At 70.2% G+C, this 11,739-nt stretch carries 12 protein-coding genes; 7 read left to right on the top strand and 5 right to left on the bottom strand.

The genetic code is table 11. The annotated features are described in order from the left end of the window. Both R6V09_RS33250 and R6V09_RS33245 read right to left on the bottom strand, forming a co-directional pair. Window positions 1–230: TauD/TfdA family dioxygenase (locus tag R6V09_RS33250; RefSeq protein ID WP_317885176.1), on the bottom strand; the 230-nt coding region annotated here is incomplete at its 3' end. 79 nt (window positions 231–309) lie between these two features. Next, window positions 310–1,491 carry a GDSL-type esterase/lipase family protein gene (locus R6V09_RS33245; protein ID WP_317885174.1) on the bottom strand — a complete coding sequence of 394 codons (1,182 nt, stop codon included), beginning with the start codon at window positions 1,489–1,491 and terminating at the stop codon, window positions 310–312. A 126-nt stretch (window positions 1,492–1,617) separates the two neighbouring features. Between R6V09_RS33245 and R6V09_RS33240 the strand changes: the two genes are divergently transcribed. Then, on the top strand, window positions 1,618–2,376 hold the full coding sequence (locus R6V09_RS33240; RefSeq protein WP_317885173.1) for an SDR family oxidoreductase: 759 nt from the start codon (window positions 1,618–1,620) through the stop codon (window positions 2,374–2,376). A gap of 149 nt (window positions 2,377–2,525) precedes the next feature. Further along, entirely contained in the window at window positions 2,526–3,890 is a 1,365-nt protein-coding gene (locus tag R6V09_RS33235; RefSeq protein ID WP_317885172.1) for an FAD-dependent oxidoreductase, read from the top strand. 59 nt (window positions 3,891–3,949) lie between these two features. Here the strand turns inward: R6V09_RS33235 and R6V09_RS33230 are convergent, their stop codons facing one another. Together R6V09_RS33230 and R6V09_RS33225 are read right to left on the bottom strand one after the other, a co-directional pair. Further along, window positions 3,950–4,507, bottom strand: coding sequence for a dihydrofolate reductase family protein (locus R6V09_RS33230; RefSeq protein WP_317885171.1), 558 nt, complete (start codon window positions 4,505–4,507; stop codon window positions 3,950–3,952). Between the two features lie 56 nt (window positions 4,508–4,563). Further along, entirely contained in the window at window positions 4,564–5,502 is a 939-nt protein-coding gene (locus R6V09_RS33225) for a sigma-70 family RNA polymerase sigma factor (RefSeq protein ID WP_317885170.1), read from the bottom strand. 205 nt (window positions 5,503–5,707) lie between these two features. Here R6V09_RS33225 and R6V09_RS33220 point away from each other — a divergent pair, with 205 nt between their 5' ends. The 5 genes from R6V09_RS33220 to R6V09_RS33200 are packed head-to-tail and all read left to right on the top strand — an operon-like array spanning window position 5,708 to window position 10,364. After that, entirely contained in the window at window positions 5,708–6,718 is a 1,011-nt protein-coding gene (locus R6V09_RS33220) for a substrate-binding domain-containing protein (protein ID WP_317885169.1), read from the top strand. A gap of 3 nt (window positions 6,719–6,721) precedes the next feature. Then, the gene (locus R6V09_RS33215; RefSeq protein WP_317885168.1) at window positions 6,722–7,738 is read left to right on the top strand and encodes an ABC transporter permease; all 1,017 of its coding nucleotides are present in this window, start codon (window positions 6,722–6,724) and stop codon (window positions 7,736–7,738) included. Next, window positions 7,735–8,631, top strand: a complete 897-nt coding sequence (locus R6V09_RS33210) for an ATP-binding cassette domain-containing protein (protein WP_442810201.1) — start codon at window positions 7,735–7,737, stop codon at window positions 8,629–8,631. Before R6V09_RS33215 ends, R6V09_RS33210 begins: the two co-directional genes overlap by 4 nt. Next, on the top strand, window positions 8,628–9,323 hold the full coding sequence (locus tag R6V09_RS33205) for a nucleoside/nucleotide kinase family protein (protein WP_317885167.1): 696 nt from the start codon (window positions 8,628–8,630) through the stop codon (window positions 9,321–9,323). Before R6V09_RS33210 ends, R6V09_RS33205 begins: the two co-directional genes overlap by 4 nt. Window positions 9,324–9,332: 9 nt before the next feature. Beyond that, the gene (locus R6V09_RS33200) at window positions 9,333–10,364 is read left to right on the top strand and encodes a LacI family DNA-binding transcriptional regulator (RefSeq protein WP_317885166.1); all 1,032 of its coding nucleotides are present in this window, start codon (window positions 9,333–9,335) and stop codon (window positions 10,362–10,364) included. A 35-nt stretch (window positions 10,365–10,399) separates the two neighbouring features. On the opposite strand, the gene R6V09_RS33195 is transcribed toward R6V09_RS33200, so the two are convergent. Then, window positions 10,400–11,739 (bottom strand): ATP-binding SpoIIE family protein phosphatase (locus R6V09_RS33195; protein ID WP_317885165.1); only part of this gene is annotated, 1,340 nt, incomplete at its 5' end.

The following is an 11,739-nucleotide window of genomic DNA, read 5'->3' as shown; positions in this document are numbered from 1 at the left end:
TCCCAGAAGGCCACGCTGCCCGGCTCCCAGCGGAAGCGGACGGTGTACTCGGGCCTGGTCGCCTGGGCGAGCAGCAACTCCAGGACCGCGGCGCTCTCCGCGCGGGAGATGTCGGTGATCTGCTCCATCGAGGAATCCGAGCGGGAAGAATCCCGCGCCGGGAACGCGGAGAAGGGATCGGTACGCCATCGGCGTCTCCCGTGAGCACGTCGGAGGGACGCGCTACCCAGCCACCGACGCGTTGACGATCCCGCTTCTGCCGCGCAGCCTAGCGAGCGGGCCCACCGGTCACCAGACCGATTTCCGCCCTCACTCCCGGGCCGTGAACGGTCCGTCCGCGCCGAAAGCCAGCTCGGCGAAGCGTCCGGCGATACGGCGGTGCGTCTCGGCGTCCGGGTGGAGCCGGTCGGGCAGGGGCAGTTCGGCGAAGTCCCGCTCGCCGTAGAGCTCACGGCCGTCGAGGTAGTGGAGGTGGGGGTCGTCGGCCGAGCGTCGCGCGACGATGCGGGCCAGTTCGTCGCGGATGACGTTGAGGGTCAGCTTGCCCGCGGCGCGTTCGGCGGGGTCGCCGAGGGCGCTGAACTCCAGTCTCCCCTCCTTGAGACCGGCGAGGTCCAGGAGGCACGGGCCCGGGGTGTCCTCGTGCATCGGGCACAGGATGGGCGAGACGACCAGCAGCGGAGTGGTCGGATGCCCCTCGCGGACCGTGTCGAGGAAACCGTGCACGGCCGGGCCGAAGGCGCGCAGTCGCATCACGTCGGCGTTCACCAGGTTGATGCCGATCTTGACGCTGAGCAGGTCCGCGGGGGTGTCCCGCAGGGCGCGGGCGGTGAACGGGTCCAGCAGCGCGTTGCCGCCGAGCCCGAGGTTGATCAGCTCCACCCCGCCCAGAGCGGCGGCCAGCGCCGGCCACGTCATGGTGGGGCTCGCGGCGAACGAGCCGTGACTGATCGAACTGCCGTGATGCAGCCAGACGTTGCGCCCCCGGTCCGGCACCGGCTCGACGGGGGCGTCGGTGCGCAGGGCCACCAGACGGGTCGTCTCGTTGTACGGCAACCAGATCTCGACGTCCTTCTCCCGGTCGGGCAGGCCGGTGAAGCGGACGGTGCCGACCGGGCCGGGCCGCTCCCGCACGGTCCCCTCGGTCATGTCCACCGTCCTGACGTTGCCCCCGGTCACGCTCGCCTGCCCGGCGAGCCGCCTGTCGACGAGCAGGTCGTACAGGCCGTCCGGGCCGGGCGGAACGCCCTCGTAGGCCGTCGTGGTGCGCAGGGTGTCCAGCTCGACGGCGGTGGCCCGGGTGCGGAACACCAGCCGTACGCCCGAGGGTTGGGCCTCCGCCATCGCCAACTGCTCGTCGGCGCACTGGGCGCGGGCCCGGGCGGGAAGCCGGTGCGGCAGCAGCCCGTGGGCGGTGTCCTCCAGGTCGAGCGCACCACGCACGAGGTCCGGCGTGAAGGGGGTGAGGGTCCATTCCGTTGCCGAGTCCATGCCTCCAGCCTGTCCGCGGGACACCCGATCCGCACGTCTCTCCTGCCTTGAGGTACGGATATGGCGTTCTCAAATCACGAGAGGTAGCCTCTCATCCGATCGTCACGTCTCGCCGGGGAGGCCGTCATGGCAGGCACGATGCAGGGCAAAGTGGCCGTGATCAGCGGGGGTTCGACCGGCGTGGGGAGGGCCGTCGGAGCGCTGCTCGCCGAGAACGGGGCACAGGTGGTGCTGCTCGCCCGGCGCGCCGACCGGCTGGAGACGGCCGCCCGGGAGATGAGGGGGTCGGTGCTGACGATCCCGACCGACGTCAGCAGCGGCGACAGCGTGCGGGCGGCGTTCGCCCAGGTCGAGGAGCGGTTCGGGCGGGTGGACATCCTGGTGAACAGTGCCGGCGTCGCCCGCATCCGCGCCATCGAGGAGACCGCCGACGAGGACATCCACGCCTGCGTCGGCACCAATCTCCTGGGCCCGATCCACACGATCCGCTCGGCTGTACCCCTGCTGCGGGCGGCCGGGGGCGGTGACATCCTCAACATCTCCTCCGAGATCACCCTCGACCACATGCCCTTGATGGCCATGTACGCGGCGAGCAAGCACGGCCTGAACGGCTTCACCGCCGCGATGCACAAGGAGTTGCGCGGCGACGGCATCCGGGTCGCCCTGGTGATCCTGGGCTCGATCTCGGACAGCGCCTTCATCGAGAACTTCCCCGGCGAGGACCGGCAGCGCGCCGCGCCGGTGTGGGAGGCGGACGGCTATCTGACCAGGGTGGGCGCGATGAAACCGCTCCCCTCGGCAACCGTCGCGCGGGTCATGGTCCAGCTGCTCGGCACACCGCCCGAGGTCGTGCAGGACGTGGTGCACATCCGCCCGGCCGGATGAACACTTCCGATCCGGGGCCTTGCGACGGACTTGGACACCCCATAAGTCGCCCTTATGAGGTCATAGATCGGACCCGCGTACCGAGTTAGGCATGCCTTAGTTTAGGCTTCCCGTCGAGTCGCTTGTCATCGCTCGAAGGGAACCTGATCATGCCGCGCCCCCTGCGGGTAGCCATCGTCGGAGCCGGCCCCGCCGGGATCTACGCCGCCGACGCCCTGCTCAAGTCCGGGGTGGCCGCCGAACCCGGCGTGTCCATCGACCTCTTCGAGCGGATGCCCGCGCCCTTCGGCCTGATCCGGTACGGCGTCGCCCCCGACCATCCGCGCATCAAGGGCATCATCACCGCCCTGCACCAGGTCCTCGACAAGCCGCAGATCCGCCTCTTCGGCAACGTCGACTACCCGACCGACATCAGCCTCGACGACCTGCGCTCCTTCTACGACGCGGTGGTCTTCTCCACCGGCGCCACCGCCGACCGCGACATGTCCATACCCGGCATCGAACTCGACGGCTCCTACGGCGCCGCCGACTTCGTCTCCTGGTACGACGGCCACCCGGACGTCCCGCGCACCTGGCCGCTTGAGGCCGAGAAGGTCGCCGTCCTCGGTGTCGGCAACGTGGCCCTCGACGTGGCCCGCGTCCTCGCCAAGACCGGCGACGAGCTGCTGCCGACCGAGATCCCGGCCAACGTCCACGAGGGCCTCAAGACCAACAAGGCCCTCGAAGTCCACGTCTTCGGCCGCCGCGGCCCCGCGCAGGCGAAGTTCTCCCCGATGGAGCTGCGGGAGCTGGACCACTCCCCCAACATCGAGGTCATCGTCGACCCCGAGGACATCGACTACGACGAGGGCTCGATCACCACCCGTCGTAGCAACAAGCAGGCCGACATGGTCGCCAAGACGCTGGAGAACTGGGCGATCCGCGATGTCGGCGACCGCCCGCACAAGTTGTTCCTGCACTTCTTCGAGTCCCCGTCCGAGATCCTCGGCGAGGACGGCAAGGTCGTCGGCTTGCGCACCGAGCGCACCGCCCTCGACGGCACCGGCAACGTCAAGGGCACCGGCGAGTTCAAGGACTGGGACGTCACCGCGGTCTACCGCGCGGTCGGCTACCTCTCCGACAAGCTCCCCAAGCTCCCCTGGGACATCGAGTCGGGCACGGTCCCGGACGAGGGCGGCCGGGTCATCGAGGAGACCGGCGAGCACCTGCAGTCGACGTACGTGACCGGCTGGATCCGGCGCGGCCCGGTCGGACTGATCGGCCACACCAAGGGCGACGCCAACGAGACGGTCGCGAACCTGCTCGACGACCACGCAGGCGGCCGTTTGCACACGCCTGTTTCGCCCGACCCGGAGGCCGTTGAGGCGTTCCTCGCCGAGCGGAACGTCCGCTTCACCACCTGGGACGGCTGGTACAAGCTGGACGCCGCCGAGAAGGCCCTGGGCGAGCCGCAGGGCCGCGAGCGCGTGAAGATCGTCGAGCGTGAGGACATGCTCCGGGCGAGCGGCGCGTAAGCCTCACTCGGTCGAGGTCGAGGGCCCCGGCGGTCGTACCGCCGGGGCCCTCGCTCATGTCAGCGTGCCGCCCTCCCGTACCGCGCGTACGCGGTGTGACCCGCCTTCTCGATCTCCAGGCACTCAAGACGCACGGGCGGACCGCCCGCCGGGAAGAGCCGTTCGCCGGCGCCGAGGACCGTGGGGAACGTGATCAGCCGGTACTCGTCGACCAGGTCCTCCGCCATCAGCGTGCGTACGACGCCGAGGCTGCCGATGACGATCACGTCCCGCTGCTCGCGCTTCACGGCGTCGGCGAGATCGCCGTCGAGGACGCTCGAATTCGCCCACCCCGACACATCCGTCAGGGTGCGGGACGCGACCAGTTTCGCCCCGGCGTTCATCCGCGCGGCGAACGGCTCGTCGCGGCCCGGCCACAGCCGCGAGAACGCCTCCCAGGTGGTGCGGCCGAGCAGCATGACCCCCTCGTCCAGGGTGCTGCCCAGCCGGAACTTGTCGCCACTGATCTCCTCTCGGCCGTAGCGGAACATCCAGCCCCCGTCCGGGGTGCCGGCGGACCCGTCGGGGTCGGACACGATCCCGTCCAGGGTGCTGAACTGAATGACGATGACGCTCATGACGGTTGTCCTTTCGGTCGATGCTCACCGGTACCTACCGGCGGCATCGGCCGAACTCATCGCGGCGGGTGCGGTCGGTCCGAAGAAATCCTCTGCGGCAGGTCGAAGGCGGCCAGCACCTGCGGATCGGTGAACACGACGTTGCGGGTGACACGGCCGCCGGTGACCGTGAACACCTGAACGCTGTGCAGCCACCGGTCTCCGTCGCGGCCCGACGCGTACGCGGCGAGTGCGGGCTGCCCGTTGGCGACGAGTCGCCTCAACGCCCAGTCCGCACCCCGGAGTTCGAAGACGCGGCGCATGAACGCGCCGTAGTGCTCGGTCCCCCGGAACCAGAGCGGGACCGGCGGCATCTCCAGGACCACGGCGTCGGCCAACAGCCGTACCAGGGCGGGGACATCGGCCGCCTCGAAGGCCCGCAGATAGCGGTCGATCACCTCGCGTGCCCCGGGTTCGTCCGGTTCGGTGATCGTGTCGCCGTCGCCGACGTCCGTGAGGGCGGCGCGGGCGCGCTGGAGCGTGCTGTTGACGGCCGGGACGGTGGTGTCGAGCTGGTCGGCGACCTCGGCGGCGCTGAACTGGAGCACCTCGCGCAACACGAGCACGGCCCGCTGGCGTGCGGGCAGCCGTTGCAGGGCGACGACGAGCGCCAGCCGCATGTCGGCGCGGGCCTCCATGTCGTAGCGCGCGTCGGGGAAGGGCTGCAGCCAGGGGATGTCGGTCGACGGGGTGAGCGGCGTTCCGGGGTCCTCGCCCGGCGCGCCGAGGCCGGACGGGAGGGGGCGGCGCGCGCGTCCTTCGAGCGCGGTGAGGCACACGTTGGTGGCGATGCGGTACAGCCAGGTCCGTACGGAGGCGCGGCCGGGGTCGTACCGGTCGCGGGCCTTCCACGCGCGCAGCATCGTCTCCTGCACCAGGTCCTCGGCCTCGTGGAAGGAGCCCAGCATCCGATAGCAGTACGCCACCAACTCGCCCCGGTACGGCTCGAAGTCCACCCGCCCATCATGGCGTACGGGCCTGCCGGGGCACCCGGGCATCGTCCCCATCGACCGCCGGAAATCGACCGCCTCCTTCACCGAAAGGGCACACGACAAGCACCGCAAAGCTTTGCGCAATGCCTATGCAGACGCGTTTCGACCGGCTAGCTTGTGCGGCAGCCCGCAGGTCGACGGAGACTTGTACGGCCGAAAGGAGCAGATCATGGGACATCTGCGTCTCGCCTCAAGAGTGCCGGTCATCGCCGTGACGGGAGCGGCCCTGCTGGTCGCCGGGTGCACGTCGACCAAGAGCGGTGGGTCGGACAGCGCCACCTCCTCCGGTGGCAAGGTCTCCATCGGGCTGGTGACCAAGACCAACAGCAACCCCTACTTCGTCAAGCTGCGCGAGTCCGCGCAGGCCGAGGCGGACGCGAAGGGGGCCAAGCTCATCGCCCTCGCGGGCAAGTTCGACGGTGACAACCAGGGCCAGGTCGACGCGATCAACAACCTGGTCACCCAGGGCGTCAAGGGCATCCTCATCACCCCGAGCAACTCCACCGGCGTACTCGGCGCCATCAAGGCCGCCCGCGACAAGGGCGTCCTCGTCATCGCGCTGGACACCGCGACCGACCCGGCCAGTGCCGTGGACGCCACGTTCGCCACGGACAACCTGGCCGCGGGCGTCAAGCAGGGCAAGTACGTCAAGGCCGCCCTGGGGAGCAAGAAGCCCGCCGTCGTGCTGCTCGACGGCACGCCCGGCTCCACCGTGGACGACCTGCGGCACAAGGGCTTCCTGGAGGGCTTCGGGATCACCAGCGGCTCCTCGGAGATCAAGGGCACGGCCGTCACCAACGGCGACCAGACCAAGGCGCAGACCGCGATGGAGAACCTGTACCAGCGCGATCACGGGATCAACGCCGTCTACACGATCAACGAGCCCGCCGCCGCCGGCGCGGCTCAGGCCCTGAGCGGAAAGACGGGGGTCGTCATCGGTTCGATCGACGGCTCGTGCACGGGTGTGGGCAACGTCAAGAGCGGCAAGTTCGCCGCCACAGTCATGCAGTTCCCGAAGAAGATGGCGCAGGACGGCGTCGACGCCGTTGTGGACTTCGCCAAGACGAACAAGAAGCCCTCGGGGTTCGTCGACACCGGCTCCCAGCTGATCACCGACAAGCCCGTCTCCGGACTGGACTCCAAGGACACCGCCTGGGGTCTGAAGAACTGCTGGGGCTGATCCGTGACCACCACGCACACCTCCCCCGCGCCGCCGGAGGCCCCCGCCGCCCGGCCCCCGGGCAAGTCCCTCTTCGCGCGACTGATCGGCAACGCGGCGGCGGGCCCGCTGGCGGCCCTGGTCATCGCCGTCGTCGTGTTCGCGCTGACCACCGACACGTTCTTCAACCTCGACAACGGGTCGCTGATCGTGGAGCAGTTCCTGGTCGTCGGCACGCTCGCCCTCGGCCAGACCCTCATCATCCTGACCGCCGGCATCGACCTGGCCAACGCGGCCATCATGGTCCTGGGCACCCTCGTCATCGCCAAGCTCGGCCAGCACTCCATGCCAGGGGGCCTCGCCCTCCTTGTCGGTGTTTTGTTGTGCACGGCCATAGGTGCCGTGTCCGGCACCTTGGTGACCCGGCTACGGCTGCCTCCCTTCATCGTCACCCTCGGCGTGCTCAGCGTGCTGACCGCGACCGGTCAGCTGTTCGCCAACGGCGAGAGCTTCGCCGTCACTTCGGGCGTGCTGACCTTCCTGGGCAAGCGCTCCTACCTGTTCGGCCAGATCGAGGTCACCAACGGCATGGGCGTCGCGATCGTCCTCATCGTCGGTCTGTGGTTCCTGCTCACCCAGACCTCCTGGGGCCGCAACGTCTACGCCGTCGGCGACGACGAGGAAGCGGCCAGGCTGACCGGCATCAACACCCGGCGCACCCTGCTGAGCGTGTACGTGCTGGCCGGGTTCGTCTACGCCATCGCCGCCTGGCAGGCGCTGGGCCGCATCCCCAACGCCGACCCGAACGCCTTCCAGACCGGCAACCTGGACAGCATCACCGCCGTGGTGATCGGGGGCACCAGCCTCTTCGGCGGGCGCGGCGGCATCCCCGGCACCGTGCTGGGTGCCCTGGTCGTCACGGTCCTGACCAACGGGTTGACCCAGGCCGGCATCGACAGCCTGTACCAGCAGGTCGCCACCGGCATCCTCGTCATCGTCGCCGTCGCGGTCGACCGTGTGGTCCGCAGGAGGGCAGCATGAACCAGCCCCGATCGGACTCCGCGTCCGCCCAGGCGCCCGCGCCGCACACCGCCGACGTGGTGATGAGCGCGAGCGGACTGGTCAAGCGCTACGGCAATGTCGTGGCCATCGGCGAGTCCGACTTCGAGATCCGCGCCGGAGAGGTCCTCGCCGTCGTCGGGGACAACGGTGCGGGCAAGTCGAGCCTGATCAAGGCCCTCACCGGAGCCCTCGTCCCGGACGCGGGAACCATCGAACTGGACGGTCGGCCGGTCCACTTCCACGGGCCGCGCGACGCCCGCGCCGCAGGTATCGAGACCGTCTACCAGACCCTCGCCGTCGCCCCGCAGATGGACATCGCCACGAATCTCTTCCTCGGCCGGCCCCTGCGCCGTGAGGGCTTCCTGGGCTCGGGGCTGCGCATGCTCGACCACAAGAAGATGCGCGCTCAGGCCGCCGAGCAGCTCGACCGGCTCGGCATCGCGACCATCCAGGACATCACCCAGCTGGTGGGCACCCTCTCCGGCGGCCAGCGGCAGGCGGTGGCGGTGGCCCGGGCGGCCATGTTCGGCACCCGGCTGATCATCATGGACGAGCCGACCGCGGCCCTGGGCGTGCGGGAGTCGCGTCAGGTCCTGGACCTCATCGCGCGGATCCGCGACCGGGGCGTCCCCGTCGTCCTCATCAGCCACGACATGCCACAGGTCTTCGAGATCGCCGACCGCATCCATGTGCACCGCCTGGGCAGGCGCACCGCGGTGGTCACGCCCAAAACCTGCACGATGACCGAGGTGGTGGGCCTGATGACCGGTGCCCTCCAGATGGGAGCCGACGGCACACTCCTGGAGAGCACGACTCAGCACATGCCCGAGGAGAAACCCGCCTCCCACCACCCGTCGGAGTCCCCCGAATGACGATCACCGGCAGCGACCGCACCGGCGGGGAGACCGACCCGGGCAGCACCCCGCTCTACGGGAACCCCTCCCTGGACGTCCTCACGGAGCGGGCACTGCGTCTGGCCCGGGACGGCCGGGCGCTCCTCGGCATCGTCGGAGAGCCCGGGGCCGGCAAGTCCACGTTCGCCGAACAGCTCCTGGCCCGGCTGGAGAAGGAGCGGCCGGGGCTGACGGTGGCCGTGTCCATGGACGGATTCCACCTCGCCCACAAGGTCATCGAGGCCCGGGGGCAGGTGGCCGGAAAGGGCACGATCGACACCTTCGACGCGGACGGGTTCCTCGCCCTCCTGCACCGTACGCGCGCCGAGACCGAACACACCGTGTGGTGGCCGGAGTTCGACCGCGACCTCGAAGACGCCGTGTCGGGGGCAGTCGAGATCGCGCCACACCACCGGCTGGTCGTCGTCGACGGCAACTTCCTCCTGGCCACGCGGGATCCCTGGCGGCAGGCCAGGGAGCTGCTGGACGAGAGCTGGTTCCTGGACGCCCTCCCGGAGCCCCGACGCGAGCGGCTCATCCGCCGTTACATCAGCTACGGCTTCACCCCGGAGGCCGCACGCGCGAAGGCCCTCGGAGTCGACGAGGACACCAGTGTCCTCATCCGCGGCACCGTCTCACGGGCGGATCTCGTGCTCGGTGAGCTTGGATAAGATCCGGACATGGCAGGCAGAGCACCCCGACAGACACCCACCATGTCCGATGTGGCCCGTCGGGCGGGCGTATCCGTGTCGACGGTGTCGCATGTGCTCAACAAGACCCGGCCGGTCGCCTCGGCGACGGTACGCAATGTCCTGGACGCCGTCGCCGAGACCGGTTACGTTCCCGACCCGGTCGCCCGCGCCCTGGACAGCACGGGTTACGGGACCATTGGTCTGGCCATGTCCGCCCTGTCCAACCCCTACTTCAGCAACGTCGTCCACGGGATCGACCGGCACGCCTCGGCCGCCGGGTACTCGGTGCTGATGGCGGACACCCACGACGAGGCCGACACGGAGATCAAGGCGGTCAGCGAGCTGCTGCGCCGCAGGGTCAGCGCGATCATCCTGGCCGCCTCGGGTGACGGGGCCCAGGCCATCAGGTACGCCGACAAGGTCGACGTGCCCGTCATCGCCATCGACCGGTTCGTTCCCGCCGCCGTAGACCAGGTCGCCGTCGACAACACCGAACCCACCGCGATCCTCGTGGACCATCTGGCATCCCTCGGACACACCCGCATCGCCATGATCATCGGGCGTGACGGCCTCACCACCACCCTTGAGCGCCGCGACGGCTACCGGCTCGGCCTGCGCCGCAACGGCATCGAGGCCGACCCGTCCCGCGAAGTGGACGGTGACTCCAGCGAAGAGGGCGCGGAGGCGGCCATCGGTCGGCTCCTCTCGCTCCCGGAACCGCCCACTGCCCTGGTCGTGGGAAACAACCGCATGACGATCGGCGCCATGCGCGCGCTGCGTGACGCCGGTCTGACGGTTCCGGGTGACATGGCCCTGGTGTCGTTCGACGACTTCGAATGGGCCGACCTCTTCCACCCGCGGCTGACCGCCATGGCCCAGCCCGCCCTGACCATCGGCGAACAGGCCGTCTCCATGGCCCTGTCCCGCATCACCTCTCCCACGCTGCCGCCGCGCAAGGTCACCATCAACCCCGAGTTCATGCACCGCGAATCCTGCGGCTGCCCGCCTTCAGGGTCCTGACGGACGAGGGATCACCGTCCGGTCGGCCGGACCGGTCACCCGGTGGTCGGTGTCAGGGACTGTTCGGCCCAGATGGTCTTGCCGGTCGCGGTGTGCCGGGTGCCCCAGCTGGTGGTGAGCTGGGCGATCAGGAGGAGGCCCCGGCCGCCCTCGTCGTAGATCCGTGCCCGGCGCAGATGGGGCGAGGTGGAGTTGCCGTCGGAGACCTCGCAGATGAGCGTACGGTCGTGGATCAGGCGGAGTTGGATGGGCTCGGCGCCGTAGCGGATCGCGTTGGTGACCAGTTCGCTGACGACCAGTTCGGTGACGAAGGCCTCCTCCGTCAGCCCCCAGGCGTCGAGTTGGGCGGTGGCGAGCCTTCGGGCCTCGGCGACGACCTCGAAGTCGGCGGCCAGGTCCCAGACTTGGACGTGGTCGGCGTCCAGGGACTTCGTGCGGGCCAGCACGAGGGCCACGTCGTCGCCCGGGTGCTTCGGCAGCAGCGTGGAGAGCACCTGGTCGCAGCGGTCCTCCAGGGTGGACCGCGATCCGGCCAGGGCCCCTCGCAGCCGGGAGATGCCGAGGTCGGGGTCGCGGTCGACGGCCTCCACCAGCCCGTCCGTGTACAGGGCGACGAGGGTGCCTTCCGGCAGTTCGAGTTCGGTGGTCTCGAAGGGCAGGCCGCCCACGCCCAGTACCGGGCCGACGCCGATGTCGACGACACTCGTGGTGCCGTCCGGCAGGACGAGGACGGGCGGGGGGTGTCCGGCGCTCGCGGCGCTCAGCACCCGCGACACCGGGTCGTAGACGGCGTACAGACAGGTCGCCCCGGTTCCGCCGACGCCGGCGCGCCCGCCGTTCTCGTCGTCGCCGCCGAGACGCAGGACCAGGTCGTCGAGGTGGGCCAGGAGTTCGTCGGGCGGAAGGTCGACGTCGGCGAGCGTCTGGACCGCGGTGCGCAGCCGTCCCATGGTCGCGGAGGCCTGGATGCCGTGGCCGACCACGTCACCGACGACCAGGCCCACCCGCGCGCCGGAGAGCGGGATGATGTCGAACCAGTCCCCGCCGACACCGGCCCGCGAGTCGGTGGGCAGATACCGGCAGGCGACGTCGACCGCCGACTGCGGAGACGGGCCGCGCGGCAGCAGGCTCTCCTGGAGGGTGAGCGCGGTGCTGCGCTCCCGGGTGTAGCGGCGGGCGTTGTCGACGCAGAGGGCGGCCCGGCCGGCGATCTCCCGCGCCAGGGCGAAGTCGTCCTGGGTGAAGGCGTCGGGACGGGTGCGCAGCAGCACGGCGACACCCAGCGTGGTGCCGCGCGCGATCAGCGGTACCGCCAGCAGTGAGGTGACGACGGATCCCCGCATCCGCGCGGCCCGCGCCGGGACGCCCGCGATCC

Origin of the sequence: Streptomyces sp. W16, assembly GCF_033194735.1 — a bacterium.
Taxonomy (GTDB): Bacteria; Actinomycetota; Actinomycetes; order Streptomycetales; family Streptomycetaceae; genus Streptomyces.
This window is presented reverse-complemented; position numbering and strand designations above follow the sequence as displayed.

Bases quoted from the DNA above. Each gene is read 5' to 3' on its own strand.
- R6V09_RS33245 (WP_317885174.1), bottom strand. From the start codon at position 1,491: ATGGACTCGGCAACGGAATGGACCCTCACCCCCTTCACGCCGGACCTC.
- R6V09_RS33240 (WP_317885173.1), top strand. From the start codon at position 1,618: ATGGCAGGCACGATGCAGGGCAAAGTGGCCGTGATCAGCGGGGGTTCG.
- R6V09_RS33235 (WP_317885172.1), top strand. From the start codon at position 2,526: ATGCCGCGCCCCCTGCGGGTAGCCATCGTCGGAGCCGGCCCCGCCGGG.
- R6V09_RS33230 (WP_317885171.1), bottom strand. From the start codon at position 4,507: ATGAGCGTCATCGTCATTCAGTTCAGCACCCTGGACGGGATCGTGTCC.
- R6V09_RS33220 (WP_317885169.1), top strand. From the start codon at position 5,708: ATGGGACATCTGCGTCTCGCCTCAAGAGTGCCGGTCATCGCCGTGACG.
- R6V09_RS33210 (WP_442810201.1), top strand. From the start codon at position 7,735: ATGAACCAGCCCCGATCGGACTCCGCGTCCGCCCAGGCGCCCGCGCCG.
- R6V09_RS33205 (WP_317885167.1), top strand. From the start codon at position 8,628: ATGACGATCACCGGCAGCGACCGCACCGGCGGGGAGACCGACCCGGGC.
- R6V09_RS33200 (WP_317885166.1), top strand. From the start codon at position 9,333: ATGGCAGGCAGAGCACCCCGACAGACACCCACCATGTCCGATGTGGCC.